Source organism: Bradyrhizobium sp. 199 (assembly GCF_023073355.1).
GTDB lineage: Bacteria > Pseudomonadota > Alphaproteobacteria > Rhizobiales > Xanthobacteraceae > Bradyrhizobium.
In genome coordinates this window covers 963,582-988,499 of the sequence record NZ_JADPJI010000005.1, presented here as the reverse complement: position 1 = coordinate 988,499, position 24,918 = coordinate 963,582, and the positions used below count along the sequence as shown (strand labels likewise).

General features: G+C 64.9%; 26 protein-coding genes. 9 read left to right on the top strand and 17 right to left on the bottom strand.

The window, feature by feature from the left end; genetic code table 11:
* Nucleotides 1–15 precede the first annotated feature (15 nt).
* The 4 genes from tsaA to IVB28_RS13165 form a co-directional block, all read right to left on the bottom strand.
* Entirely contained in the window at nt 16–507 is a 492-nt protein-coding gene (gene tsaA, locus IVB28_RS13180) for a tRNA (N6-threonylcarbamoyladenosine(37)-N6)-methyltransferase TrmO (RefSeq protein ID WP_247526605.1), read from the bottom strand.
* Between the two features lie 32 nt (nt 508–539).
* Nucleotides 540–890, bottom strand: coding sequence for an AzlD domain-containing protein (locus IVB28_RS13175; RefSeq protein ID WP_247526604.1), 351 nt, complete (start codon nt 888–890; stop codon nt 540–542).
* A complete protein-coding gene (locus IVB28_RS13170) occupies nt 887–1,627 on the bottom strand; it encodes an AzlC family ABC transporter permease (RefSeq protein WP_247526603.1) in 741 nt (246 codons plus the stop codon). The genes IVB28_RS13175 and IVB28_RS13170 overlap by 4 nt, the downstream gene beginning before the upstream one ends.
* Before the next feature lie 250 nt (nt 1,628–1,877).
* Nucleotides 1,878–2,831 carry a lytic transglycosylase domain-containing protein gene (locus IVB28_RS13165; protein WP_247526601.1) on the bottom strand — a complete coding sequence of 318 codons (954 nt, stop codon included), beginning with the start codon at nt 2,829–2,831 and terminating at the stop codon, nt 1,878–1,880.
* An 89-nt stretch (nt 2,832–2,920) separates the two neighbouring features.
* Here IVB28_RS13165 and IVB28_RS13160 point away from each other — a divergent pair, with 89 nt between their 5' ends.
* The 5 genes from IVB28_RS13160 (at nt 2,921) to IVB28_RS13140 (ending at nt 7,274) form a co-directional block, all read left to right on the top strand.
* Nucleotides 2,921–3,559: an HAD family hydrolase gene (locus IVB28_RS13160; RefSeq protein ID WP_247526600.1), complete on the top strand. Its 639-nt coding sequence runs from the start codon at nt 2,921–2,923 to the stop codon at nt 3,557–3,559.
* Nucleotides 3,560–3,700: 141 nt separating this feature from the next.
* Nucleotides 3,701–3,931 (top strand): hypothetical protein, encoded by a 231-nt coding sequence (locus IVB28_RS13155; RefSeq protein ID WP_247526599.1) that lies wholly within the window; start codon nt 3,701–3,703, stop codon nt 3,929–3,931.
* 129 nt (nt 3,932–4,060) lie between these two features.
* Nucleotides 4,061–5,086 carry an aldo/keto reductase gene (locus tag IVB28_RS13150; protein WP_247526598.1) on the top strand — a complete coding sequence of 342 codons (1,026 nt, stop codon included), beginning with the start codon at nt 4,061–4,063 and terminating at the stop codon, nt 5,084–5,086.
* Nucleotides 5,087–5,264: 178 nt separating this feature from the next.
* On the top strand, nt 5,265–6,686 hold the full coding sequence (locus tag IVB28_RS13145; protein ID WP_247526597.1) for an MFS transporter: 1,422 nt from the start codon (nt 5,265–5,267) through the stop codon (nt 6,684–6,686).
* Nucleotides 6,687–6,815: 129 nt separating this feature from the next.
* Nucleotides 6,816–7,274, top strand: a complete 459-nt coding sequence (locus tag IVB28_RS13140; RefSeq protein ID WP_247526596.1) for a PEGA domain-containing protein — start codon at nt 6,816–6,818, stop codon at nt 7,272–7,274.
* 70 nt (nt 7,275–7,344) lie between these two features.
* Here the strand turns inward: IVB28_RS13140 and clpA are convergent, their stop codons facing one another.
* Together clpA and clpS are read right to left on the bottom strand one after the other, a co-directional pair.
* Nucleotides 7,345–9,750 (bottom strand): ATP-dependent Clp protease ATP-binding subunit ClpA, encoded by a 2,406-nt coding sequence (gene clpA / locus IVB28_RS13135; protein ID WP_247526595.1) that lies wholly within the window; start codon nt 9,748–9,750, stop codon nt 7,345–7,347.
* Nucleotides 9,751–10,029: 279 nt separating this feature from the next.
* Nucleotides 10,030–10,362, bottom strand: a complete 333-nt coding sequence (gene clpS, locus IVB28_RS13130; RefSeq protein ID WP_247526594.1) for an ATP-dependent Clp protease adapter ClpS — start codon at nt 10,360–10,362, stop codon at nt 10,030–10,032.
* Between the two features lie 482 nt (nt 10,363–10,844).
* Between clpS and IVB28_RS13125 the strand changes: the two genes are divergently transcribed.
* Complete coding sequence (locus IVB28_RS13125) at nt 10,845–12,191, top strand: pilus assembly protein (protein WP_247526593.1); 1,347 nt, start codon at nt 10,845–10,847, stop codon at nt 12,189–12,191.
* Nucleotides 12,192–12,265: 74 nt separating this feature from the next.
* On the opposite strand, the gene IVB28_RS13120 is transcribed toward IVB28_RS13125, so the two are convergent.
* Nucleotides 12,266–12,604 (bottom strand): phasin family protein, encoded by a 339-nt coding sequence (locus tag IVB28_RS13120; RefSeq protein ID WP_247526592.1) that lies wholly within the window; start codon nt 12,602–12,604, stop codon nt 12,266–12,268.
* A 387-nt stretch (nt 12,605–12,991) separates the two neighbouring features.
* Here IVB28_RS13120 and IVB28_RS13115 point away from each other — a divergent pair, with 387 nt between their 5' ends.
* Complete coding sequence (locus IVB28_RS13115; RefSeq protein WP_247526591.1) at nt 12,992–14,827, top strand: D-alanyl-D-alanine carboxypeptidase; 1,836 nt, start codon at nt 12,992–12,994, stop codon at nt 14,825–14,827.
* A gap of 234 nt (nt 14,828–15,061) precedes the next feature.
* On the opposite strand, the gene IVB28_RS13110 is transcribed toward IVB28_RS13115, so the two are convergent.
* The 5 genes from IVB28_RS13110 to IVB28_RS13090 all read right to left on the bottom strand — a co-directional run bounded on the left by IVB28_RS13110 (nt 15,062) and on the right by IVB28_RS13090 (nt 19,109).
* Nucleotides 15,062–15,787 carry a DnaJ domain-containing protein gene (locus IVB28_RS13110; RefSeq protein WP_247526590.1) on the bottom strand — a complete coding sequence of 242 codons (726 nt, stop codon included), beginning with the start codon at nt 15,785–15,787 and terminating at the stop codon, nt 15,062–15,064.
* Between the two features lie 74 nt (nt 15,788–15,861).
* Nucleotides 15,862–16,611: a VWA domain-containing protein gene (locus IVB28_RS13105; RefSeq protein ID WP_247526589.1), complete on the bottom strand. Its 750-nt coding sequence runs from the start codon at nt 16,609–16,611 to the stop codon at nt 15,862–15,864.
* A gap of 166 nt (nt 16,612–16,777) precedes the next feature.
* Nucleotides 16,778–17,638 (bottom strand): alpha/beta fold hydrolase, encoded by an 861-nt coding sequence (locus IVB28_RS13100; RefSeq protein WP_247526588.1) that lies wholly within the window; start codon nt 17,636–17,638, stop codon nt 16,778–16,780.
* Nucleotides 17,639–17,977: 339 nt separating this feature from the next.
* Complete coding sequence (locus tag IVB28_RS13095; RefSeq protein ID WP_247526587.1) at nt 17,978–18,901, bottom strand: division plane positioning ATPase MipZ; 924 nt, start codon at nt 18,899–18,901, stop codon at nt 17,978–17,980.
* On the bottom strand, nt 18,885–19,109 hold the full coding sequence (locus IVB28_RS13090; RefSeq protein ID WP_247526586.1) for a hypothetical protein: 225 nt from the start codon (nt 19,107–19,109) through the stop codon (nt 18,885–18,887). Before IVB28_RS13090 ends, IVB28_RS13095 begins: the two co-directional genes overlap by 17 nt.
* 75 nt (nt 19,110–19,184) lie before the next feature.
* Between IVB28_RS13090 and panC the strand changes: the two genes are divergently transcribed.
* Nucleotides 19,185–20,036, top strand: a complete 852-nt coding sequence (gene panC, locus IVB28_RS13085; RefSeq protein WP_247526584.1) for a pantoate--beta-alanine ligase — start codon at nt 19,185–19,187, stop codon at nt 20,034–20,036.
* Here panC and IVB28_RS13080 read toward each other — a convergent pair.
* The 4 genes from IVB28_RS13080 to IVB28_RS13065 form a co-directional block, all read right to left on the bottom strand.
* Complete coding sequence (locus IVB28_RS13080; protein WP_247526583.1) at nt 20,033–20,473, bottom strand: DUF1489 domain-containing protein; 441 nt, start codon at nt 20,471–20,473, stop codon at nt 20,033–20,035. The two genes, panC and IVB28_RS13080, sit on opposite strands and share 4 nt — an antisense overlap.
* A gap of 42 nt (nt 20,474–20,515) precedes the next feature.
* A complete protein-coding gene (locus IVB28_RS13075) occupies nt 20,516–21,508 on the bottom strand; it encodes a hypothetical protein (RefSeq protein WP_247526582.1) in 993 nt (330 codons plus the stop codon).
* 156 nt (nt 21,509–21,664) lie between these two features.
* Nucleotides 21,665–21,856, bottom strand: coding sequence for a hypothetical protein (locus IVB28_RS13070; protein WP_026202495.1), 192 nt, complete (start codon nt 21,854–21,856; stop codon nt 21,665–21,667).
* Nucleotides 21,857–22,159: 303 nt separating this feature from the next.
* Nucleotides 22,160–22,822, bottom strand: a complete 663-nt coding sequence (locus IVB28_RS13065; RefSeq protein WP_247526581.1) for a glutathione S-transferase family protein — start codon at nt 22,820–22,822, stop codon at nt 22,160–22,162.
* Between the two features lie 124 nt (nt 22,823–22,946).
* On the opposite strand from IVB28_RS13065, the gene IVB28_RS13060 reads away from it, so the two are divergent.
* Entirely contained in the window at nt 22,947–23,660 is a 714-nt protein-coding gene (locus IVB28_RS13060; RefSeq protein WP_247526580.1) for a DUF599 domain-containing protein, read from the top strand.
* Between the two features lie 266 nt (nt 23,661–23,926).
* Here IVB28_RS13060 and IVB28_RS13055 read toward each other — a convergent pair whose 3' ends face one another.
* On the bottom strand, nt 23,927–24,913 hold the full coding sequence (locus IVB28_RS13055) for a hypothetical protein (RefSeq protein WP_247526579.1): 987 nt from the start codon (nt 24,911–24,913) through the stop codon (nt 23,927–23,929).
* Between the last annotated feature and the right edge of the window lie 5 nt (nt 24,914–24,918).

The window sequence follows — 24,918 nt, the reverse complement described above, 5'->3', positions numbered from 1 at the left end:
TCTGCGTTCGTAGCCCTACTCCGTCTCGAAATCACCCTTCTGCGGCGCTGCCAGCGGCGTGAACTCGCAACGATCCGGCTTGATGTCGATCAGCGGCGTGTTGTCGAGACAGTCGAGCCCGCGCACCAGGATCGCGTTGCCCTCGATGCCGACCAGCTTCACGATCGATGTTCCGATCGGATTGGGACGCACCGGCGAGCGCAGCGAAAAGGTGCCGCGGGTTTTCTCGTTGTTCTTCGGGCTTTGCAAAACGATGTCGCGGCGCGACTGGTCGAGCCAGTAGAGCACTTCGAGATTGCTGTAGAAATCGACGCCCTTGATGGCGGGTACGAACGGCTCGAAGATCTCGAGGCGGCACACCGGACCATCCTGACGTCCCTGCCGCGGCGTCTCCAGCCGCGACGCCCAGGGCGTGCGGATCCGGCCGATGAAGACGAGGCCGGCATCTTGCGTCGGTGGCAGCTCGATGGCGACCTCGCCCTCGCGGAGCTCCTGTTCGCGAACCATATTTCCTGTTCCTCAGCTGTTCGCCGGCGGTTTTAGCCCAACCACCACTTGCCGGCCAGCATGAAGACTTCGCCGGTCACCACGCCCGCAAAGATCGAGCGGCGGGCCAGCAGGAAGGCGACGAGGCCGGCCGCTACCGCGCCATAGCGCAGGACATCAGGCACGCTGGCAAGCGCGCCTGGAGGCTCGACCACGATCTGGGCGATGACGCCGGCGAGGATCGCGGTCGCAACCGCCCGCACCCAGACCAGCAGTTCGGAGCCTTCATCGATGCCGCCGCCGAACCACAGGCCCAGCATGCGCCATATCTGGTTGGGAACGACACCGGCGACGAACAGCACCGCCAGCGCATGCCAGTCGCCGATCGCTTGCGCAAAGCTCATGCGCGCACCTGTCGCCACCAATGCACTCCATAGGCGATCGTGCCGGCCACCACCCCACTGACCAGGATATCGACGCCGGAGTTCATTTTCGCGGCTAGCGGATACAGCAATATGCCCAGCACGAGCGCCACGACATCGGCGACCTCGCGGCTGTTGCGCGCCGTCGAGAACAGGAAGGACAGCGGCGTCAGCAGCAGGATCGCGGCTCCGAGCGTCTGCGTCAGATTGGCGGCGAGGAAATAGCCGACCGTGTTGGCGACGAGGCACACCGAGACGAGGCCACAGCCGAGCCCATGAACGAAGGCGATCCGTCGCTCACGTGGCACAAGCGGCAGGAAGCGGTGGCATTCGACCCACAGCGTCACCGCGGTGAGGTGCGCGGCAAAGATCAACTCGCGCCGTCTGGTCGCCTGTGTGCGCATCAGAGGCAGCACCGAGACAACCATCGGAAACAGACGGATCGCGCTGACCGTGACTGCAATCGCCGACTGAATGATGGTGGCGCCGGAGCCGAGCGTGGTGATCAGGATGATCTGCGCCGGCCCCGCCCAGACGAACAGTGTCGAGGCGAGCGCCCAGGCCAGGCTGAAATGGGTGTCATGGGCGAGCGCGCCAATACCGAGATAGGTCACGAACAACACGATGGTGAGGATCGTCTGCGTGATCGAGCGCAGGCCCCAGCCGAAGGCAAGCCAGCGGCTATTCCATTGCGGTGAATCGAGCGGAGGAAGCGCCACGGGAGCTTTGGCCGGGTTGCGGAATCGTGCCCGCATAACGGGCGAGACGGCGGCTCGCGTCAAGGAAGCACGCGGCGGGGCTGGCATGCGCGGCACACCCAACGCCGTCATTCCGGGGCGCGCGAAGCGCGAATTATGGTGCGCGATTGCGCACCTGAGAATCCATCTCGCGACGATCTCAGTGGCCCCATGGATTTCGGGATCGATGCTTCGCATCGCCCGGAATGCCGGAAAGGAGAGGAGTGCGACCCTACCCCGTCACACCCTTGTTCCTCAGCACGAAGCACGCACCACCCGCCTTCCTGATCCGGGTGCACAAATCATCCGCTTCGCTGCGCGTCTCAGTGCCGATGCGCACCTGATAGAACGCGCGCGTGCCGCGGCTGCGCATCACGGATGACAGCAGGCTCGGATCGCGCTCGCCAATCACCGGGCTGAGTCGCGTCACGGCGCGGGAGTACATCGCCAGCGCCCTGTTGCGGTCGAAGCCGGCGGCGAGCTGGACGCCCCAGGCCTTTGCGGCCGCAAGCTCCACATGCTGCTCGAGCTCGGCGACGAAGGCATTCGGCGCGCGCTTGAGCAGCGCCATCAGGTCACGGCAGCTCGTCGGCGGCGAACTCGGCGGTCCCTTGCCGGTGCTGCCGGCCTTGGCCCAGGCATCGACGCTCGTGCCGGTGATGGCGAAGACGTAGTTGCGGGTCTGCTCCGGCATGCCCCCGGTGCCGGCGAGCCATTCCTGCACGCGCCGCGGGCCGGCATTGTAGGCGGCCGCCGCAAGGCCGAGATTGCCGAACTGGTTGCGCAGCTCGTTGAGAAATTCTGCCGATTTCGGCAACGCCTGCACCGGATTGAACGGATTGAGCAGCCCGCGCTCGCTTGCCGTGCCCGGCATGAATTGCGCGATCCCCTGCGCGTGCTCGCCGCTGCGTGTCGTGGGGCCTACCGCATCGGCCTGGAAGCGGCTCTCCTGCCAGATCACCCGGGCGAAGAATTCCAGCGGAAGGTTGGCATCGCGCGCGGCCGCCTCCACTATCAGGCAGATCGACTCCCGCGCATCGCTCGCGCGCGCGTCAGCTGGCTTCTCCGCGGGCTTGGCGGGCTCCTCCGCCTTCGGAGGCGCGACGGGCGGCAGCGTCTCCTCCGCGAGCGTCGGCGACAGCACGAGGGCCTGGCACAAGACAGCAATAACCTGAGCTAATCGCATGGCACTGGCGCTATCGGACAAATCGGACCTTGACTTGGAACCCCAGCCAACTAGCAAAAGACGGCAGTATCAACGCAGGTCTCGCCCGAATGGTGACAATCTTTTTTGATCTCGACGGCACACTCACGAACCCGAAGCCGGGGATCACTCGCTCGATCCAGTATGCGCTGGAGCGGCTGGACGTTGCAGTACCAAGCGAGGACGAGCTGACCTGGTGCATCGGGCCGCCGCTGCATGCCAGCCTGAAGAAGCTCACCGGAACCGATGAACTCGCCGACCGCGCGCTGCTGCTCTATCGCGAGCGCTTCAGCGATATCGGCCTGTTCGAGAACGAGGCCTATGCGGGCATCGTGGACACCCTGACGACGCTGGCCGCGACCACGCCGCGCATGTTCGTGGCGACCAGCAAGCCCGCGGTCTACGCCACCCGCATCGTCGATCATTTCGGCCTCAAGCCCTACTTCGAGCGTGTGTTCGGCTCCGAGCTCGACGGCACGCGCGTCGACAAGCGCGACCTGCTGCGCTACGCGCTCAACGAGACCATGGCCGATGCGAGCAGCGCGATCATGATCGGCGACCGCAGCCACGACGTCATCGGCGCCCGCACCAACGGCATGACCGCCATCGGCGTGCTCTACGGCTATGGCAGCGAGGCCGAGCTCAGGGACGCCGGCGCGCATCACATCTGCGCCGCGCATCCCGAGCTGCTCGGGCATTGCGTGGGCTAGGCTGTCAGACGCTGGAGGTCTCCACCGCCGCCAGCATGCCCGTTTTCCGACAGCCATCAGCCCGAGCCTTCGCTTGCGACGAAGACAAGGCTCGTCAATTCCAGATTGTCAGGTCCTGCCGCCTGCATCAGGCTCGCGGGCATGAGGACTCGCACGACGATAAGCGGATCGGAGCTGTTGCTTGGTGTGATCGCGATCCGGCTCGCAGCGCTGGTTCTGGTCGGCTGGGGCCTGACGCTCCTGCCGCCGCAGATGCGTGACAGCGAACGCGCCTGCCTTCACCCGCGTGTGACGAGGAGCGAGGCCCAGGCGATAGCGGTCCGCTCGCGGGTTGCCGATGCAGCGTTCGATGACATGCTGCTGCACGACTAGACCGCTCCCAAGCAGGGCTCCCAAGCAGGGCCGGTATGTGAGCGCGCGATAGGACAAGGCGTTCGCTTGCGCTAACTTCACCCACCAAGGCCGCAACGAACAATCAGCAGTCAGCGGAGGAGCATAGCGATGGAATACCGACGCTTGGGCCGATCGGGCCTCATGGTGCCCGCCTTGAGTCTCGGGACCGGCACGTTCGGCGGCGTCGGCCGCCTCGCGGCGTGGGGCACGACGGATGCGACCGAAGCCCGGCGCCTGCTGGACATCTGTCTCGAGGCCGGCGTCTCGATGTTCGACACCGCCGACGTCTATTCGCTCGGCGAGTCCGAGCGTGTGCTCGGCGAAGCCATCAAGGGCCGCCGCGACAAGGTCCTGGTCTCGACCAAGGCAACCTTCCGTTTCGGCGACGGTCCCAACGACATCGGCTCGTCACGGCAGCATCTGCTCGCAGCCATCGACGGTTCGCTGCGCCGGCTCGGCACCGACTACATCGATCTGTTTCAGCTTCATGGCTTCGACGCCTTCACCCCGCCCGAAGAGGTGCTCTCGACGCTCGATGTGCTCGTGCGCGCCGGCAAGATCCGCTACGTCGGCGTTTCGAATTTCTCCGGCTGGCACCTGATGAAATCGCTCTCTGTTGCCGACGAGCACGGCTTCCCGCGCTACGTCGCCAACCAGACCTACTATTCGCTGATCGGGCGCGACTACGAATGGGAGTTGATGCCGCTCGGCCTCGACCAGGGGCTGGGTGCAGTGGTCTGGTCGCCGCTCGGTTGGGGACGCCTCACCGGCAAGATCCGCCGGGGTCAGACCAAGCCCGAGGTGAGCCGCCTGCCCCAGACGGCCGATTTCGGCCCGCCGGTGCCGGACGAACACGTCTATCGTGTCGTCGAGGCCATCGACGATGTCGCGAAGGAAACGGGAAAGAGCGTGTCGCAGATCGCGCTGAACTGGCTGCTGCAGCGCCCGACAGTATCGACGCTGATCATCGGCGCGCGCAACGAGACGCAGCTGCGCGAAAATCTCGGCGCGGTCGGCTGGTCGCTGACCAAAGACCAGATCGCGAAGCTCGACGCGGCGAGCAAGGTCACGCTGCCCTATCCCTACTGGCATCAGCGCACGACCTTCACTGACCGGAACCCGCCGACGGTGTAGCGACGGCAGATCGCCTGACCGCCCGACCCTTGAGCGCTCTCGAAAGCGCTTCCGACCATGCTTGCCATGCCGGAAGACCGCTTCCGGCGAAGGAACTGTCCGTGTCCTGCCGGGTTGCGATGCATCCCGCAATTTCCTAATCCGGAGATGAAACACGGCTCGGATCAAGCCCGCCCTCATGTCGTCCGCCCCGATAGAGCATGCCGACGGACTGCCGCAGCCGCAGCGCAACCAGGCGGTGCTGACCATTGCGCTCGGCATCATCATGGCGGTCGTCGACAGCGCCATCGCCAATGTCGCGCTGCCGACGATAGCCGCCGACCTGGATGCGAGTCCGGCGTTTTCGATCTGGATCGTCAACGGCTACCAGCTGGCGATCACGATCTCGCTGCTGCCGCTGGCCTCGCTCGGCGAGATCGTCGGCTACCGCCGCGTCTATCTGGTCGGGCTGGTGCTGTTCACGCTGGCGTCCGCCTTCTGCGCGCTGGCGCATACGCTGCCGCTGCTGACGATCGCACGCATCATCCAGGGCTTTGGCGCCGCCGGCATCATGAGCGTCAATGCGGCGCTGGTGCGCTTCACCTATCCGCGCAGCCAGCTCGGCCGCGGCATCGGGCTCAACGCGCTCGTCGTCGCTTTCTCCGCTGCGGTCGGCCCGACGCTCGCCGCCGGCATCCTTGCGGTCGGAAGCTGGCCCTGGCTGTTCGCCATCAACGTACCGCTCGGTGCGGTGACGCTGCTGCTGGGCCTGCGCAGCCTGCCGCACACCAAGCCTGCGAGCCGTTCCTTCGACTGGCAAAGCGCGGGGTTATCGGCGATCACGTTCGGCGTCGGCATCGCTGCAGTCGACAGCGTCGGCCATGGCGAGGCCGCGATCACTTGCCTCGTGCAGTTCGCCATTGCCATCGTCGCAGGCGCGCTGCTGATCTGGCGCGAGACCCACATGGCCTCGCCGCTTTTGCCGATCGACCTGTTGCGCATCCCGGTGTTCGCCCTGTCGATTGCGACCTCGATCGCCTCGTTCTGCGGACAGATGCTCGCCTTCGTCGCGATCCCGTTCTACCTCCAGAGCCGCTTCGGCTATTCGGCGGTGCATATGGGCCTGTTGATTACGCCATGGCCGATCGCGGTGGCGTTCGCAGCGCCGCTCGCCGGCCGCCTGGTCGAGCGTTATCCCGCCGGCCTGCTCGGCGGCATCGGGCTCACGCTGTTCGCCTGCGGCCTCGCCGCGCTCGCCTTGCTGCCGGCGACTCCGACATCGCTTGACGTGATCTGGCGGATGGCGCTGGCCGGCGCCGGCTTCGGTCTGTTCCAGACGCCCAACAACCGCACCATGATCGCGGCCGCTCCGCGCGAGCGCGCCGGCGGCGCCAGCGGCATGCTGGGGACGGCGCGGCTGCTTGGCCAGACCACCGGCGCGGCGTTGGTCGCGCTGTTCCTCGGCCGCTATCCGATCGAGGGAACCAGGATCGCGTTGCTGACCGGCGTCGGCTTCGCGCTCTGCGGAGCGGTGCTGAGCATGATGCGGCTGTCTCCCGCAGGCGCGCGCGGCGCCGAGCATGTTCGCGTGCAGGACGATCAGCGCCTGCGCGGCGAATAGCACCAGGCCCACGTCCAGGTTCCCGCTGTTTCGTGCACAACCCCGGCGTGGCTTAACTATCCCGACTTGTGACCTATTGCCCTCGCGCTCCGGTTGCGTTTTAGTGGCGCGGGGAACAAGGGGCATTACATGCGTTCATTGGGAATTGTGGCGCTCAGCGTCATGCTGGGCGGCTGCGCGTCCGTCACGCGCGGCACGACCGAGAACATCAGCATCTCATCGACACCGTCAGGCGTGGAAGCCGTCGTCAGCGGAATGGAAGTTCCGACCACCTGCACGACGCCCTGCTCCGTGGTCGTCAAGCGCAACGCCGACATCTCGATCACCTTCCAGAAGGAAGGCTATGAACCCCAGGTCGTGCCGCTCAGCCGGGACGTACAGACGTCGGGGGCCGCCGGCTTCGCCGGCAATCTCCTGCTCGGTGGCGTCGTCGGCATGGGCGTCGATGCCGCGACTGGCGCGGCAACCGATCACAAGCCCAATCCGGTCATCGTGACGATGCAGCCGTCGGCCCCCGCCCGCAGCGCACGGCCCGCCGCTCCGCGCAAGCCGCGCCCGCTCGCGGCTGCGCCGGAAGCCGGGACGTAAGGGTCACATCCGGGCTCGGAAACAAAAGGGCCGGCTTCGCAGCCGGCCTTTTCAATTCATCGCGTGCGGATCAAACCTTGACCAGCGGGCTCTTGGTCGGTCCCTTCGAGCCGCCGGGGCCACCCGGCTTGGACTTGCCCGGCGGACGCTTGCGGGCGCCAGGCAGCTTCTCCTGCTTCGGGGTAACAGGCCCCTCGACGAATTCGAAGCCGATCTTGTCCTTGGTCTCGTCGACCTCGTCCTTGACCAGAACGACGCGGACATGGCCGCCGCCCTTCAGCTTGCCGAACAGTACTTCATCCGCCAGTGGCTTCTTGATGTGCTCCTGGATCACGCGGGCCATGGGACGTGCGCCCATCTGCTCGTCGTAGCCATGCTGAACCAGCCAGGCCTTGGCCGGCTCGGACAGCTCGATGGTGACGTCGCGATCGCCGAGCTGCGCCTCGAGCTGCAGCACGAACTTCTCCACGACCGTGCCGATCACCTCGACGCTGAGATGGCCGAACGAGACGACGGCATCGAGACGGTTGCGGAATTCCGGCGCGAACTGCCGGTTGATCGCCTCGTGGTCGTCGCCTTCCCGCTTGGAGCGCGTGAAGCCGAACGCCTGCTTGGCGAGATCGGAAGCACCCGCGTTCGTGGTCATGATCAGGATCACGTTGCGGAAATTGACCTGCTTGCCGTTGTGGTCGGTGAGTCGGCCGTGATCCATGATCTGGAGCAGCACGTTGTAGAGATCGGGATGCGCCTTCTCGATTTCGTCGAGCAGCACCACGCAATGCGGATGCTGGTCGACGCCGTCGGTGAGCAGGCCGCCCTGGTCGAAGCCGACATAGCCGGGAGGCGCGCCGATCAGGCGCGACACGGTATGCCGCTCCATGTATTCGGACATGTCGAAGCGCAACAGCTCGACGCCGAGGCTTGCCGCAAGCTGCTTTGCGACCTCGGTCTTGCCGACGCCGGTCGGGCCCGAGAACAGGTAGCAGCCGATCGGCTTCTCCGGCTCACGCAGGCCGGCACGCGCCAGCTTGATCGAGGCGGCGAGCGACTCGATCGCCTTGTCCTGGCCGAACACCGTGCGCTTCAGCGTCTGCTCGAGATGCTTGAGCACCTCGGCATCGTCCTTCGACACGCTCTTCGGCGGGATCCGCGCCATCGAGGCGATCGTGGTCTCGATCTCCTTGATGCCGATGGTCTTCTTGCGCTTGTTCTCGGCGACCAGCATCTGCGCCGCACCCGACTCGTCGATCACGTCGATCGCCTTGTCCGGCAGCTTGCGGTCGTGGATATAGCGGGAGGAGAGCTGAACGGCGGCCTCGATTGCCTCATTGGTGTACTTCAGACGGTGGTAATCCTCGAAGTACGGCTTGAGGCCCTTCAGGATCGCGATCGCGTCCTCGACCGTGGGCTCGTTGACGTCGATCTTCTGGAAGCGCCGCACCAGCGCGCGGTCCTTCTCGAAGTGCTGACGATATTCCTTGTAGGTGGTCGAGCCCATGCAGCGGATGGTGCCCGAGGCAAGGGCGGGCTTGAGCAGGTTCGAGGCGTCCATCGCCCCGCCCGACGTCGCGCCCGCACCGATCACGGTGTGGATTTCGTCGATGAACAGGATGGCGTTGGGATGCGCTTCGAGCTCCTTCAGCACCTGCTTCAGGCGTTCTTCGAAGTCGCCGCGATAGCGCGTGCCCGCGAGCAGCGTGCCCATGTCGAGCGAAAACACCGTGGCGGCCGCCAGAACCTCCGGCACTTCGCTGTCGACGATGCGCTTGGCGAGGCCTTCCGCAATCGCGGTCTTGCCGACGCCGGCTTCGCCGACGAACAACGGGTTGTTCTTCTGCCGGCGGCACAGCACCTGGATCGCACGGTTGATTTCGGAATTGCGTCCGATCACCGGATCGATCTTGCCGTCGCGCGCCTTCTTGTTGAGGTTGACGCAATAGGTATCGAGCGCCTCGCCCTTTTTCTTGGCGTCATCGTTGCCCTTGGCCTCGGTCTCCTCGTCGACGCCGCGCACCGGCCGCGCCTCGGACACGCCCGGCCGCTTGGCGATGCCATGGCTGATGTAGTTGACCGCGTCATAGCGCGTCATGTCCTGCTCCTGCAGGAAATAGGCGGCGTGGCTCTCGCGCTCGGCGAAAATCGCGATCAGCACGTTGGCACCGGTCACCTCTTCACGACCGGAGGACTGCACGTGGATCACCGCGCGCTGGATCACGCGCTGGAAGCCGGCGGTCGGCTTGGCGTCGTCGGCGCCATCCGTCACCAGGTTCTCGAATTCGGTCTCAAGATAATTGACCAGGCTCGTGCGGAGCTTGTCGAGATCGACGCTACAGGCGCGCATGACGGCGGCTGCATCGGAGTCGTCGATCAGGGAGAGCAAGAGATGCTCGAGCGTCGCATATTGGTGATGACGCTCGTTTGCGATCGCCAGTGCACGATGCAGGGATTGTTCAAGGCTTTGGGAAAAAGTCGGCATTCGCGTCCTCTATGGCCCCCATCATCATGATCGCCATCACCCGGTCAGGCAACAACAACCTTTGTCACATATAGTTATACAAGACCGCGGCGAAAGACCGGTTCCGCGACTCGGCGGCGACACACCCACGGTATTTTCGATGCAAAACCCGTTCCGATTTGGGCAGAACTACCCAATTGGGCAGGTTGACGCTGGTGCAGATACTCGCCGGATCGCGCAGCAGCCTGTGCTGCCATCACACACCACGCGAACAGAACCACTCTAAAGAACGCGAACGCGTTACTTCTTTTCCATCACGCATTGCAGTGGATGCTGGTGCTTGCGGGCGAAATCCATCACCTGCGTCACCTTGGTCTCGGCGATCTCGTAGGTGAACACGCCGCACTCCCCGATGCCATGATGGTGGACGTGCAACATGATCTTGGTCGCGGCCTCGATGTCCTTGTTGAAGAACTTCTCCAGCACGTGGACGACGAATTCCATCGGCGTGTAGTCGTCGTTCAGGATCAGCACGCGGTAGAGGTTCGGCCGTTTGGTCTTGGGCTTGACCTTGGTGATGACCGAAGTGTTCGGACCCGTGGGGTTACCCGAACGGTTCTCGTCATTACTCATGCGAGGAGCGTAGGCAGCGGCTGGCGCGGACAGTTCGAGGCTGGAAGTCAATTGCGGCATGGCTCAGGCGTTCATATTCCCCACGGAAGCGAATGGCGGTCACCGCGCGACCCCGCCCTTCGGAGCCTGGCGCAGGCGCGCCGCCTTATTGGATCGCCGCTCCCGACAAATCCGGTCCAAGCCGGATCGTTCGCAAGCAATATGGGCCTGCCCCTGGCCCGCCGCAAGCGCGCAAAAGTCCGGCCAATGCGACCACGGCAGTCCCGATTCCCGGTCCGGGCGATCCAGCCAAGGTTAATCAACCCGGACCGATTTGACAAAAATTTCCGGTGCGGCGGCCAGACCATGTTGACCAGGAACCCGGTCATTTGACACGATTCCGACGTTTCGTCCGCGATACCCCGGACTTCTACGGTGCAATTTACCAAGCCTTCAATGGCGTGGCGCGAAATCGGGCAAAACCACCGATTTCGGGGCACGTCATGTTTCGCTCGCTGCTCGTCAGCCTGTTTGGTCGACAGTTCGCCCGCTTCGTAGCGGCCGAGCAAGGCAATATCGCCATGATCTTCGCGATCGCGCTGGTTCCGGTGCTAAGCTTCATCGGTGCCGCAGTGGACTATAGCCGCGCCGTCCAGGCCCGCACGTCCATGCAGGCGGCCCTCGACTCCGCCGCCCTGATGCTCTCCAAGGATCTGTCGTCCGGCACCATCACGACGTCGCAGCTCGGCACGAAGGCGCAAGCCTATTTCAACGCGCTATTTACAGCTACCTCCGCCCTGCCATCGGTCAGCGTCGCCGCCACCTATACGGCGAGCACCAGCATGGGCTCCACGATCCAGCTCAGCGGAACAGGCACCTACACGACCACTTTCATGAAGATCGCCGGCTTTCCGACGCTCGGCATCGGCACCACGTCCACCAGCGCCTGGGGCAATGTCCGCATGCGCGTGGCCCTGGTGCTCGACAACACCGGCTCGATGGCCAACGACGGCAAGATGCCGGCGATGCAGACGGCCGCGAAGAACCTGGTCGATCAGCTCAGCGCGCTCGCGAAGGCCGATGGCGACGTCTACATCTCGATCGTTCCGTTCGCCAAGGACGTCAACGTCGGCGCCAGCAACTCCAACAAGGACTGGATTGATTTCAGCGGTTGGGATGCCGCCAATGGCAGCTGGACTTGCACCGCAGGCAACAACTGGAACTGCAATAACTGGAAGTGGACGCCGGCCAGCCACAACACCTGGACCGGTTGTGTGGTCGATCGCGACCAGGACTTCGACACCAAGAACACCACGCCGACGAGCGGCAATGTGGGAACGCTCTTCCCGGCCGAGCAGTATTCCTACTGCAACTCCGGCAGTTCTTCCTATCTGCAACCGATCATGCCGCTGAGCTACGATTGGAGCTCCCTCAAGAGCCGCATCGATGCCATGAAGCCGACCGGCAACACCAACCAGGGCATCGGCTTGGCCTGGGGCTGGATGACGTTGTCGACCGGCAATCCCATGAACGCGCCGGCCAAGGATGCGAACTACACCTACAAGGACGCCATCGTTCTGCTCTCCGACGGTCTGAACACGCAGAACCGCTGGTATAGCAACGCTTCGCAGATCGACGCGCGACAGAAGAAGCTGTGCGACAACGCCAAGGCCGAGAACATCACGATCTACACGGTGCAGGTGAACACCGGCAGCGATCCGACCTCGAGCGTGCTGCAATATTGCGCCAGCAGCACCGACAAGTTCTATCTTGTCACGTCGGCGAGCCAGACCGTCTCCGTGTTCAAGGACATCGGCACTTCTCTGTCGAAGCTGCGCGTGGCGCGCTGACGGATTGACCGCCCACAAACAAAAAGCCCGGCTGCTTCAGCCGGGCTTTTCGATTCCAGGACGTCCTGAAAATATTACTGAGCAGCCGGGGTGAACTTCGACACGATGGTCTCGACCGGCTTGAACGCCTGCTTGGCGAGGTCGCTGTAGAGGCCGGCGATCTTCTGCGATTCCGCAACGAAGGTCTCGTAGGCGGAACGGGCGAAATCGGTCTGCGCTTCCACCGCCTTGTCCAGCGACTTAACGCCGGAAAGCTTCTCGACGAAGGACTTGGTGTCTTCGAACGACTTCTTCGTATAGTCGCCATAGGCGCTGGCGATCGCCTGGAGGCCGTGCTGCACCGAGGTCGCGGAGGCGACGTACTGCTCGAAGTGCTCTTTCCCGTAGCTCTGGAAGTCTTCAACCTTGAACATTTCGGAATCCTTTTCCCTGGCTCTCGTCGGGAAGCCCGGCTCCCTGACTCTGCCCACAATTAGTGCAACGCACAAAAAAGTCAAGAATATTGTGCGGCGCACAAAAATGCACTGAAATCGAAGAGATTCCCGGGGTTTCCCGCAATAGTTCCTTAAGCTTTTGGAAACCGCGGACCCCTACCCTGATTCCCTGGACGTGTTCAACTTCCGCAAACGGTCAAAAGCCGTTTGAGAACATCGCCTTAGCCAGAATAGCGGCTCAGGCCTAACGTCCCCCGCGGCGAACACCAGCGGAGGGACAGCCTGAGCAGGTAATGATCCCGGGTCCAGTGGGCACAATTTCGCCTCACGGGCCGGTGATCAAGTCAGAAACGGGGACGGGGTTCCATGCTTCGTAAAAACTTGTCTTCCTCGCGCTTGGCGCGGGTTGGCGTTTTCGGGCTTCTTACGGTTACGGCCGCGGTCATCTTCACCACCGATGCCGCCGAGGCGCGGCGCCATCGCCGGCACTACGCGCATCACCGGGTGCAGCGCGATGTCTCCGAGAGCTCCAGCCCGAAATTCGCGTCCATCATCGTCGACGGCAATTCCGGCGCGGTGCTGCAGGCAACGAGCCCCGACGGGATCCGCCACCCCGCCTCGCTGACCAAGATCATGACGCTCTATCTGCTGTTCGAGCGGCTCGAGTCCGGGAAGATGAAACTCGACACCGAGATGCCGGTGTCCAAGCACGCTGCCGATCAGGATCCGACCAAGCTGAACCTGCGTGCCGGCCAGACCATCCGTGTCGAGGATGCGATCAAGGGTCTCGTCACCCGCTCCGCCAACGACGCCGCGGTGGTGATCGCGGAAGCAATCGCTGGCCACGAGGACGACTTCGCGCAGATGATGACGCGCAAGGCGCGCGCGCTCGGCATGTCCAAGACCGTCTACCGCAACGCCAACGGCCTTCCCAACGACGAGCAGGTCACGACCGCGCGCGACCAGGCCACGCTCGGGCGCGCCATCCAGGAGCGCTTCCCGCGCTACTATCGTTATTTCGCGACCTCGACGTTCAACTGGCGTGGACAGTCGATCCGCAATCACAATCACCTGCTCGGCAGCGTCGAGGGCGTGGACGGTATCAAGACCGGCTATACCCGCGCCTCAGGCTTCAACCTCGTCAGCTCGATGCGCCGCGGCAACCGCCACCTGATCGGCGTCGTGCTCGGCGGCCGCAGCGGCGGCTCGCGCGATGCCATCATGCGCAACCTGCTTGCCGAGAATCTCGAGAAGGGCGCGACCGCCCACACGGTTGTCGCGGTCACCGAGCGTAACGGCGCCGACGCCAATACCGAGGTCGCCGACGCATCGGATACTCCGGCCCGGCCCGCTGCGCCGATTCAGGCCGCTTCTGCCCCCGCCCCCGAAGCTGCCCCGTCGCGTCTCGCGGCGCGTCTATCGACGCTGGCAGCCGCGACGGCCGCGGTGCCGCCCGCCCAGCCCAAACCCGAAGCTCGGCCGACGGAATCCAGGATCGAGCCCGCGCCGCTCACCAGTGGCGTGATCTCGAGCCAGCCGCTCTCGATCATCCCCGGCTCGTCCGAGCCGATGAAGCCGGTTCGCGTCAAGACGGTTCAGGTCAAGGCCGGCGCCGTGAAGGTCGCCTCGGCCGCCCCGACCCAGGTCGCCCCGCCGGTCACCAACGCCATTCCGTCCCGTTCCGACGTCGCGGAAACCTCCGGTGCCGTCGTCGCCCGGGCCGATCTCATCAACAAGCCCGAGATCGTCAGCCAACCGGAAGCGCCGAAGGCCGAGATCGCCCGTGCCGAACTGCCGCGGCAGCCGGCGGGCTTCGGCACCGGCAACGGCATCCTCGGGGTGCTGCCGGCCGCGACGGCCGCCGCACCCGCCGCACCCGCCCCGGCCAGTCCGAAGCTTGCCTCCGCCGATCCGACGCCGGTCCAGATGAGCGCCACCACCAAGCCGGTCGCCGCCCACAGCGGCTGGATCGTCCAGGTCGGCGCGCTCGAGACCGAGAACGAAGCGCAGCACCGCATCGACGCCGCGCGCAGTTCGGCCCGCGGCCTGCTCAGCAAGGCTGATCCGTTCACCGAGGTCGTCGCAAAGGACAATCGCAAGCTCTACCGCGCCCGCTTCGCCGGCCTCGAGCGTGACCAGGCCGAAGCCGTCTGCCGTACCCTGAAGCGCGCCGAGATCTCCTGCATCACCGTCCGCAACTGATCTCCTTTCCCTTCCAAGGAAATGCCCGCGCTCAGCGCGGGCATTTTCGTTTTTGGGACGCGGTGACGCGGGGCTGTTCGTCACAAGGCTGTTCCGCGACAACCTCTCGTCAAGAATTTACGGTTAAAACTTTGCCCAAGGGATCGACCACGCCGAAACGGCGGGCATCGGGGCGACGGCAAACAGAGCAAGCGGAGCTCACACGGTACGGGCGTTTGTGGCGTGGTGCCGGAGTTAGCCGTTATGCGTACGAAGCAGAGTATCCTTGGCCTCGTTTACACGGGCAGCGAGATAGTTCGAGCCCCCCTGGTCGGGATGGAGTTTCTTCATCAGGGACTTGTGCGCCCGGCGGACGTCGTCACGCCCCGCCCCCGGCTGCAGGCCAAGGATCTGATAGGCCTCCTCCGCCGTCATTTTTCCGCTCGCCGGCGGGCGGCGCTGCCCCCCTGCCGCATCGCCCTGCGCGTTCTGACGCCAGGCGGGAAACCGGCGGTCCAGATAGCTTTCAAGTAAGGCCACGCTCTCGGCGTCGAACGTCGGGACCATTGCCAAAAGGCTCGCGAGATCGAACTGGCCGAGATCGCGCCCGGCGTGAGGCCCGGCGACGATCTGCCCGCCAAGCTGGCCGGTGTCGTGGTCGAGTCGCATATCCAGGAATTGCGAGCGCACGCGCGAGGCCTGCCCTGGCGCGGGCGCGGCACCGCCGCCGAACAGCCCGCCGACATTACCGAAGCCGGCATTTGCCAGCGGTGTCCAGCCCAGCAGCCCGGCGCCGAAAATCCCCAACGGGATCGCCACCACCAGCTCGCCCCGCAAGCCCGTGAATGCTGCGACCGCCAGCGCCACCACGCCGCCGCCGAACCTGATGGCGCGCGCCAGCACCGCCGGGTTGGCGGCGCGGAACATCTGGAGCAGCAGGTAGAGCGTGATAATTGCGACAGCGCCGGCGATCAGGGTCATATCAGGAATATAGTCGCCCTCGCGGCAAAATGCATGGCATACGCCCCTCGCCGCGAGCCCCGACGAGCTGAGCGCTACTTCATCTGACCGATGAGCCTGGCCGCTCCGCTCGCGGTCTTCGCCAGTTTCAACAATGCCTCGCGACCGCCGGCGGCATAGGCCGCGGCCGCCCGCAGCAGCTCGCGCAACTGCGCCGCCGCGCCCGGATCAAACCGGCACCAGGCGCCGCCGGTCAGGCGCGCGATCTCGCGAAAGGCCTGCTCAGCGATGGCGTCATGACCTTCCTGAAACACGAACACTGGCACGCTGAGCATGCCGAGCTCGCCGGCCTTGACGCAGAGCTCGTCGACCTTCTCCTCCATGGCATCGCCGACGAAAACCACGGCGCGCACGCCGGATGTGACCGCTTCGCGCCGCGCCTCGCTCAGCACCTTGCCGATCTGGGTGTCGCCGCCGCGGCAATCGATCTTGCTCATCAACGCCGCAAGCCTTGTGCTGTCGGAGATCCAGCCCGTTGCCCGGCACTCGTTCAGACCGCGATAATAGACGAGCCGGATGTCGAGACTGCCGAGTGCCGCGGTCTCGCGGAACATGTCGGCCTGAAGCGCGCAGGCCATGTCCCAGGTCGGCTGTCGACTCATCGTCGCATCCAATGCGAAGATCAGCCGACCTTTCGCACCAGGAGCATGCGGTGACAGCGCCCGCGCCTTGGCTACGAAAGCGGCAATGTCCTCCGCGGTCGACGTTCCGGCCTGCGGCACCGCGCCGCCTGCTTGCGCCGAGACGGCATGGCCGCGGCGCGGCTTGATGGGTTCGCCCGACATCCCTCGACCCTGCGTGAGCGGCTAATGTGGTCAGCGCGGGCAGCCCGGTCAATGTGCAAAGCCCCCGCGGGCCGAGACCGGCGGAGGCTTTGACAATCGTGATCGGCGATGAGGGAGACAGCAGTTCTAAGCTGCTGTCCGCTCCTAAGGCACCAGCTCTTGGTTATCAGCTCTTGGCAGGTGCCATCAGCGCGACCGGGCCGGGCTCGAGGATGTTGGGCGGCGATGATTGCGTGTCGACCGGCGCGATCTCGCTGTCGGTCGCGCTCAGGAATTTGTCGAGCATGCTCTGGATCGAGTTCTTGGCGACATCCGGACCGGTGTCGCGCATGTCGTTGTGCTGGAACTCGGTCCTTACGACCTGGATACCCGCCTTCTCGCATTCCTCGTCGGTCGGGAGCACGCCCGAATCGGCCTTGAACTGCGGATCCTGCGAACGGAACGACAGGATCTTGAACTTGCCTGCGGTGACGAAGGGCACGCGCAGATTGTCGAGCGTGACGACCTTCTTGACCTCATCCGGATACTGCTTGGCGAAATACATCGTGATGTCGCCGCCCATGGAGTGGCCGACCATCGTCACCTTGGCGTAGTCCGCGTTGGGCTGAACCTTCTTCATCTCCTGCAGGGCGAGATGAATGTTGGCAACGCCGCGCAGGATCTGCGGCAGCCGGCCGACATAGAGCTCACCGGGCTTGGTGACCATCGGAGGATCGGTCGGCAGATCGTGCTGCGGGCTCACGACCATATAGCCACGCGCAGCGAAGATGTTGGCGAGGAAGCCGTACTCGGTGTTCTTGACGGTATTGCCGTGATTGATCACCGCGACCGGCAGCGTGATCATGCCGGCATTGGCCTGCATTTCCTTGTCACGGCGCACTGCGATTTGCAGGGGCACCGGACGATTATCGCGGGAGGCGTCGTAGAAGGTGATGGTCTCGTGCTTGATCGCCCACTTGCTCGCCGTGAAATAGGCGATGCCGCAGAGGGCGCTGACCGAAACCAGAACGGCAATTCCACGCTTCATTTTCGTCCTCAGCCTCAGGCTCTTGCGGCCTGAATCCCTGTTGAAAATCGTGTCCTTCCGGGGCTCTTCGTCCCCTGGTCGCCTATTCGCTAATATATGTCACAGGCGCGTGACAGGAAGGCCAAATATTGTGAGCCGGCAGCTCTTTCATTGTGCGGCGCACACGTTTTGTAGGCACCCGCTATTTCCTAGGCCACGTCAGGTGCAGCTCACCATCGGACGCAACCTGTCGCCATCGGGTTCAATTTCACGGTGAATGCGGGATGAAAACGGCCGAACACCACCGGGGTTCCCGCGGGAACCAGGCGCTCAGATCCATCGAAAGTAGCGCTATACCGCTCAGGCGCCCAGGATGTCGTGAACTTCGAGCGGCTTGTCGATCTGGTTGAACCACTCGGCCCGGTTGGCGGCGCGGCGGCGCCCGCGCTCGTCGAGCGGCAGCTTGAGCTGGCGAAGCAGGCTCGTCACCTCTTCGCGCGCGGTAAGATGGCCGAGATTGGGCCGCATGCCGAGCGTAGCCTCGTCGATCTCGTCGAGGGCGGTCAGGCCGCGCGGGAAGAATTCGCGATAGACCACGCGTTCGGCGAAGCCGTCGACATATCGGAAGCCGAGCCGCAGCGACAGATCCTTCAACCCCTCCGCGACAAGCTGCTTGTTGCGGGAGCCAAGCATCGACAGGCGGTTGCGCACGACGATCCAGTCGGTGGTCGAACCGTCGAGCTGACGGCGCTTGCGCCTGACGTCGCGCACCATCTCGGCATAGTGGCTCTCGCCCGTCACCGCGTAGCTCGCGGGATCGACGGTACCGAGCACGTCGAAATCGAGGAAGCTGTCGTTGATCGGCGTGACCAGCGTGTCCGCCATCGAGTGCGCGAGGCGCATGAGGTAGCTGTCGGTGCCCGGCGTATCGATGACGATGAAGTCGAAGCTACTCTCGACTGCCGAGACCGCCTCCATGAACTGCTGGAACTCGGAATTCTCGTTGTCGGCGATCTGCATGGTCTCGCCGAGCTTGATGCAGCGATGCACCGGCAACTCGAGGTCGAGCTTGGTGCGGCGCGCCCAGGCGGCGCGGTTGCCGATGTAGTGGGTAAAGCTCTGCTGACGGCAGTCGAGGTCGATGGTCGCAACGCGCTGGCCGGCCTTCAGGAGTGCGACCGCGATGTGCAGGGCGGTGGTCGACTTGCCGGAGCCGCCCTTCTCGTTGCCGAGCACGACTACATGCGCCGAGCCGGATTGGCCTTGGCTAGCCTGCACAAGCATGGCGATCCTCAACACCCCTGATGAATATCTTCGAGTTGGCCGCCTCTGCGGTCAAGTTAAATGCGTGACAGGTCATGCAAATCGTAGTGCGCCGTTCTTCATCATGAATCGCGGCGCCAATTTTCGTCTGTGATCCAGCCCACAACGGCGCGATGGCGTGCGCTGCTTGCGCGGGATGCTGTGCCGCATCCGGATGCATGGCGTCCATGATCGCTGCTTGTTAAGGTTAGTCGCCCCGGGCGCCAGATCGTGCCGCGCCGATTCCGAACCCTGCCGAGTCCTGATGTCACCAAGTCCCCTGATCGTCCGCACGGTCCCAACCTTGCGCCGCGCCGTCGACAATCTTCGCAAGCGAAAGGCCGCGATAGCACTGGTCCCGACCATGGGAGCCCTCCATGACGGCCATGTGTCCCTCGTCCGCCTCGCCAAGCGGCGCGCCAGCCGCGTCGTGGTCTCGATCTTCGTCAACCCGACCCAATTCGCCCCGACCGAGGATTTCGGCGCCTATCCGCGCACCTGGAAGGCCGACATCGCCAAGCTCGCGGCCGAGGACGTCGACATCGTCTGGCATCCGGACGTCAAGGCCATGTATCCCGACGGCTTCGCCACCCGAATCGTGCCGCAGGGGCCGGCGCTCGCCGGTCTTGAGGACCGTTTCCGACCGCACTTTTTCGGCGGCGTCGCCACCGTCGTCGGCAAGCTGTTCACGCAGTGCCGGCCGGACTTTGCGATCTTCGGCGAAAAGGACTTTCAGCAGTTGCGGGTGGTGACGCAGATGGCGCGCGACCTCGACCTCGGGGTCAAGGTGATCGGCTCCCGCACCGTGCGCGAGCGCGACGGGCTCGCGATGTCCTCGCGCAACGTCTATCTGTCGCCCGAGGAGCGGCAGACCGCGACCGTCCTCTACCGCGCCATGAAGGAGAGCGCGCGGCGGATCAAGGCCGGCGATGCCGTCGCGCCCGCGATGGCCGGCGGCGCCGAAATGATCAAGGCAGCGGGTTTTGCGCTCGACTATTACGAGATCCGCCATGCGGAGACGCTGGCGCCAGCCACCTCGCGCAAGGATGGCCCCTTGCGGATCCTGGTCGCGGCCAAGCTCGGCAACACCCGGCTGATCGACAATATCGCGGTTTAGAGCAGCCCGAGGTCGCGCAGTTCGCGCCGCATCGGCTCCGGCATCGCCGCGATCGAGCCGGCGGCGGACCTGCCGAGATCGGACGGCACGGAATCGTCGGTGAGGTAGCGCCAGCCCTGGAACGGGCGCATCGGCCGCGGCGATACCGAGATCACCTTCGGCTGCATCAGGATGCGGCAGCGCCCGATGCCGTCCTTGTCGCGGAACGGCTCGATCCCGATGATCTTTTCCCGCGCGGCGATCTCGCCTTTGATCACCCAATAGAGCGACCCGCCCGCGAGGATCTCGGCGTCGCGCTTGGGCACCATGCGGGTGATGTGGATGTGACGTTGCGGCAGACCCTTCTTCTTGGCGGTCTGCATCCGTTCGGCGATCCACCCCTTCAATTCCTTGACGGAGTCGCAGCCGACGGCGAGCTTGATCAGATGTAGCGGCATGCCCCAGCATTAGCCGGGCAACACCGCATTTGGAATGCCGATCTACTCGTTATCCGCAGCCGCGGGAGCGGCCGCCGTGGCCGCCGGCGGCGCGAGCGGAACCGGTGCTGCTGGGGCACGCGCAGCCTTCGGTGCCGGAGGCTTCTTCGCAGCCGGTGGTGCCGCAGGCGCCGCGGCCTGTGCGGAGGCAGCCGCTGGCGCGCGCGGCGCGGCTGTTGCGTTTGCGGCGGGCGAGGCCTGCCGCGTCGTTGCCGTAGGCTCCGGATTCATGATGCTCACCGGCGGCGTCGACGAGGCACTCGGGAACTCCGCACTGGTCGGCTTACCCGTCGGCATCGAAGGCGGCAGCCCGGCGAGCGCCGCATTGGCCGGCATCGGCGGCGCCGTTGCAGGCACGTTCCAGGACGGCGCATGGCGCGCGACCAGCGTGTCGTAGAGATGGGAGTCCATGTTGGCGGCGACCTGCTGCTGGTCGGTCAGCGCGCGGAACGCGGCGCAGTCGAATTGGGTACAGCCGTCGCGTGCCACCAGCACCTGCGCCACGAGGCCGTAGCGATCGTGCTCCAGCGCCTTGCGCAGCGCCTTCATATCCGCCGTGAGGCTCTTCTCGGCGGCCGCGGCATCACCGAGCGCCGTCAGCCGGTCGATCCGGGCCGCGGTGTAGGACACGGCCGCGGCCGCAGCATCCGGCGAGCCGAACAGCGCCTTCTCGCAGCCAATGGCGACCGCATCGCCGGCGAGATCGTCGAGGCAGGCCAGCGCCGGCAGGCTCGCGACGACAGCACCTTGCGCGCGCGCCTCGGTCGGCGCGTCCTGGCCCGCCGGGCCATAGACCCGCATGGTGGCAGCTCCGGCGACCACGATGGATAGCAGCGTAATCACGGTCAGCGCGCCGTTGGCGACCGATTTCTCGGCGCGCAGCAGCGTGATCAGCAGGATCAAGCCGAAGAATCCGGCTGCGGCCAGCGTCATCCACATCGGAAAGGCCGGCGAGCGCCAGATTTGATCGAGCGAAGTGGCCCATGCCCAGTTCATGCGCGACGTCCCCTCACGCGAGCAGAGAGCGAATGGTCAAGCGAGCACCGCGAGTCGGCAACTGCCCCGGCTCACCTTTTGGAGGCGAAGCGGGCCTTTTAACGGCGGCAGAACGCAATTCCGCAGGAGGCGCGAATGCGCTGGTGGCGTCTATATCTAGGAGAGCGCGAGCTGGCTTTCCTTGGCGACGCGTTCGAAGGCTTCGGTCGAGCTCTTGATCCGGTACTGGCAATCATCGCCGTCGGTCGGCAGCAGACGGATGACCTCATACGAGCCGCTGGCAGCGGGACGCGCGACGTTGCTGGCCGTGAACAATACGCGCGTTCCAATCGGGAATTTGTGCTTCAACACCCTCTCCACTCAAACAACGCCTGCCTCGCCCATGGTCCCACTGCGACGGCCGGCCGGAAACCCGAGCACTGTATAGCACGCGGCCGGCGGTTTTGGCCAGCGCGATGCCAGCATGGCAAACACGCACATTTTGCAATCTTTTCAGAGTGATAGAGATGGAACCGGCGGGCCAATGATACCGCCGGGGGCCGCATGTTCCGGCGGCGTGTCGCAGGCCGGTCGCAGCCCAGACCATCCCTGCCCCCGGGCAATTTCCGGCCCATCAGTCCGCCGGCCGGCCGCCACGGTCAACCCCGACGATCAGGCATCCTCGAACCTGGCGATGACAAGCGTTTCAGCCAGCCCGTCGCGGGTCCATTCCTGGAACGCCGGCAGCGCCATCATCGTCTCCATGTAGGCCTTGGTGTCCGCCGCGACGTCGATCGCGTAGGTGCGCAGGCGGTGCACGACCGGCGCATACATCGCGTCCGCGGCACCGAAGCGGCCGAACAGGAACGGTCCGTCGGCACCGTGGCGCGTGCGGCACTCGCGCCAGATCTCCTCGATGCGCGCGACGTTGGCCCTGGCGTCCGCCGACAGCGCGACGGGGCGGATCGGCCGATGCAGGTTCATGCCGCATTCGTTGCGCAGAGCGAGGAATCCGGAATGCATCTCGGCGCACACTGAACGGGCATGCGCGCGCGCGGCGACGTCGTCCGGCCACAGCTTCACTTCCGGATAGCGCTCGGCGATGTATTCGATGATGGCGAGCGAGTCCCACACCGTGACGTCGCCGTCGACCAGCACCGGCACCTTGCCCGCGCGGCTGAAGGACAGGATCTGCTCCTTGTCCGCGGGATTGTCGGTGTAGAGCGGGATGAGCGTCTCCACGAACGGGATGTCGTTGGCGCGCAGTGCGAGCCAGGGCCGCATCGACCATGACGAGTAGTTCTTGTTGCCGATCGCGAGTTTCAGCGCAGCCATGTCATCAGTCCTTCCCGAGGCGTCCTGGAACGAGCCGCTTTTAACGCCATCGCCTGCCGCCAATCAATCGTTGCTGCGCCCCGTCATGCGTGGCAATCGTTGCGGTCCGCGCCAGGAGACAGACATGAGCAGGCACTGGGTCGACATCACCGCCGTCGGCTTCTTCATCATCGAATGGCTGGTCTATGCGCTGACGCTGGAACATTCGGCCTATGGCCGCGACAGCCTGTCGGCGCGCATGAACCGCTATCGCGAGGTCTGGGTGCGCCGCCTGCTCGACCGCGACACGCGCATGGTCGACATGCAGATCATGACATCGCTGCAGAACGGCACCGCCTTCTTCGCCTCGACCAGCCTGATCGCGCTCGGCGGCGCGCTGGCGCTGCTGCACGCCACCAACGACGCCATCACGATTCTCAGCAAGCTGCCGATCGACCTCAGCACCTCGCCGGCCATGTGGGAGCTGAAATGCGTCGGCCTCGTGCTGATCTGCGTCTACGCCTTCTTCAAGTTCGCCTGGGCCTACCGCCTGTTCAATTACGTCGCGATCCTGTTCGGCGGCATGCCGCCGGCGGACCAGCGCGACACGCCAGCGGCCGAAGCCCATGTCATCCGCACCTCGCGCCTGTTCGAATCCGCCGGCCGCCACTTCAACCGCGGCCAGCGCGCCTTCTTCTTCGCGCTCGGCTATCTCGGCTGGTTCGTCAGCCCCTGGCTGCTGTTCGTCACCACGGCCGCCGTGGTGATCGTGACCTGGCGACGGCAGTTCGCGTCGAGTGCGTGGGAGGCGATGGCGCCGGAGCATGTGGATGAGGGGATGGGTAAGCGCGGCCATTGAGGGCACGTGTCCCGGACAAGCTGCAATGCGCAAGCATGCGGCGCAGAGCCGGGACCCAGGGGCCACACGGTACGATGCGGCGAGATGGGCCCCGGCTCTGCAGCGCACCGCTGAAGGAGCGCTACGCCGCCCCTCTTCGTCGGGCCGGGCTGTGTCCGGCTACGCCGCAAAACCGCATTTCGGTAAAGTGGAATATTTTTAACGGAATGGATTGACGCCGGGGCGACACAGGAGCGGCTCGTAGCCCGGAGGGAGGACTACCCGCGCTACCCGCCAAGATCCCGCGGGCTGAACGGCAGGTCCAGCACCTTCCATTCCTCGTACAGATTGGCGGGCAGCATCTTGTAAGGCTGACAATTCTGAAGCGCGCTCATTGCGGACTTCACGAGGGCCACCCCTTTCGCGGACGGCGGCGCTTCAAGCAGGATCGGCTCGCGCGCCAAGGTGCCGTCGGTGGCGAGCACCGTGCGCAGCTTGATGTGAACGTTGTCAGTCGGGCTGAGTCCGGCCGGCAATTTCGCACAGCTGCGCAAATAGCTGCGAAGCGCGGCGATGATCTCGGCCGGCAGCTTGGCTGCAATCGAATCCTTGGCGTCGCCGCCATCGTCCTTGGGGGCGTCTTTCGGCAACTGCGTCGGCAGTTCGGGCGGCAAGCCCAGCATGACGCCGTACTTGACGGTGACGTCAGGCTGCGGAGCCTGATAGGCCGGCGGCGGCGCGGCCTGTGGCTGCTGCATCGCCTGTGGCGGCGGCTGCGTCGGTGGCTGCGTCGATGGCTGCTGCATGGGCTGGGCCGGCGGTTGTTGCTGCGGTTGCGGCGGCGGCTGATGCGAGGGCTGCGGTTGTTCAGGCTGCGGCTGCACATTGGCCTCACGCTGCTTCGGCGCCGACGAGGGTTGCGGCTGCGGCTGCTTCTGCTGCGGTTCAGCTGGCGTCTGCTGCGGCGATGATGCTGCTGCCTGCTGCTTGGCCGCAGGCTTGCCCGCCGCTTCGGACTTGTCGGTGAAATCTAGCTTGGGCAGCTTCAGATCGGGCGGCGGCTCCGGCAATTTCTCCTTGGCCGCCTCCTTCGTCTCCTGCTCCTTGATCTCCTCCTTCACCTGCTCCGGCGTGACGATGTCAACGGTAACGGTCTCGGGCGGTGCGGCGTGAAACGGATGGACCTCGCTGATCACGATGATCAGCGCGACCAGCGTCAGATGCGCGATTGCCGACGCCGCAATGTCCGTCCGTATGATCTTCCGCAGTTCCATCGACC

Excerpts from the sequence above, each read along its gene's own strand:
- IVB28_RS13110 (WP_247526590.1), bottom strand. The coding sequence starts at position 15,787 with ATGACCCTGATCGCCGGCGCTGTCGCAATTATCACGCTCTACCTGCTG.
- IVB28_RS13115 (WP_247526591.1), top strand. The coding sequence starts at position 12,992 with ATGCTTCGTAAAAACTTGTCTTCCTCGCGCTTGGCGCGGGTTGGCGTT.
- clpA (WP_247526595.1), bottom strand. The coding sequence starts at position 9,750 with ATGCCGACTTTTTCCCAAAGCCTTGAACAATCCCTGCATCGTGCACTG.
- IVB28_RS13095 (WP_247526587.1), bottom strand. The coding sequence starts at position 18,901 with ATGCTTGTGCAGGCTAGCCAAGGCCAATCCGGCTCGGCGCATGTAGTC.
- panC (WP_247526584.1), top strand. The coding sequence starts at position 19,185 with ATGTCACCAAGTCCCCTGATCGTCCGCACGGTCCCAACCTTGCGCCGC.
- clpS (WP_247526594.1), bottom strand. The coding sequence starts at position 10,362 with ATGAGTAATGACGAGAACCGTTCGGGTAACCCCACGGGTCCGAACACT.
- IVB28_RS13120 (WP_247526592.1), bottom strand. The coding sequence starts at position 12,604 with ATGTTCAAGGTTGAAGACTTCCAGAGCTACGGGAAAGAGCACTTCGAG.
- IVB28_RS13055 (WP_247526579.1), bottom strand. The coding sequence starts at position 24,913 with ATGGAACTGCGGAAGATCATACGGACGGACATTGCGGCGTCGGCAATC.
- IVB28_RS13145 (WP_247526597.1), top strand. The coding sequence starts at position 5,265 with ATGTCGTCCGCCCCGATAGAGCATGCCGACGGACTGCCGCAGCCGCAG.
- IVB28_RS13150 (WP_247526598.1), top strand. The coding sequence starts at position 4,061 with ATGGAATACCGACGCTTGGGCCGATCGGGCCTCATGGTGCCCGCCTTG.
- tsaA (WP_247526605.1), bottom strand. The coding sequence starts at position 507 with ATGGTTCGCGAACAGGAGCTCCGCGAGGGCGAGGTCGCCATCGAGCTG.
- IVB28_RS13060 (WP_247526580.1), top strand. The coding sequence starts at position 22,947 with ATGAGCAGGCACTGGGTCGACATCACCGCCGTCGGCTTCTTCATCATC.
- IVB28_RS13165 (WP_247526601.1), bottom strand. The coding sequence starts at position 2,831 with ATGCGATTAGCTCAGGTTATTGCTGTCTTGTGCCAGGCCCTCGTGCTG.
- IVB28_RS13175 (WP_247526604.1), bottom strand. The coding sequence starts at position 890 with ATGAGCTTTGCGCAAGCGATCGGCGACTGGCATGCGCTGGCGGTGCTG.
- IVB28_RS13075 (WP_247526582.1), bottom strand. The coding sequence starts at position 21,508 with ATGAACTGGGCATGGGCCACTTCGCTCGATCAAATCTGGCGCTCGCCG.
- IVB28_RS13140 (WP_247526596.1), top strand. The coding sequence starts at position 6,816 with ATGCGTTCATTGGGAATTGTGGCGCTCAGCGTCATGCTGGGCGGCTGC.
- IVB28_RS13160 (WP_247526600.1), top strand. The coding sequence starts at position 2,921 with ATGGTGACAATCTTTTTTGATCTCGACGGCACACTCACGAACCCGAAG.
- IVB28_RS13090 (WP_247526586.1), bottom strand. The coding sequence starts at position 19,109 with ATGGACGCCATGCATCCGGATGCGGCACAGCATCCCGCGCAAGCAGCG.
- IVB28_RS13100 (WP_247526588.1), bottom strand. The coding sequence starts at position 17,638 with ATGAAGCGTGGAATTGCCGTTCTGGTTTCGGTCAGCGCCCTCTGCGGC.
- IVB28_RS13155 (WP_247526599.1), top strand. The coding sequence starts at position 3,701 with ATGAGGACTCGCACGACGATAAGCGGATCGGAGCTGTTGCTTGGTGTG.
- IVB28_RS13125 (WP_247526593.1), top strand. The coding sequence starts at position 10,845 with ATGTTTCGCTCGCTGCTCGTCAGCCTGTTTGGTCGACAGTTCGCCCGC.
- IVB28_RS13065 (WP_247526581.1), bottom strand. The coding sequence starts at position 22,822 with ATGGCTGCGCTGAAACTCGCGATCGGCAACAAGAACTACTCGTCATGG.
- IVB28_RS13105 (WP_247526589.1), bottom strand. The coding sequence starts at position 16,611 with ATGTCGGGCGAACCCATCAAGCCGCGCCGCGGCCATGCCGTCTCGGCG.
- IVB28_RS13080 (WP_247526583.1), bottom strand. The coding sequence starts at position 20,473 with ATGCCGCTACATCTGATCAAGCTCGCCGTCGGCTGCGACTCCGTCAAG.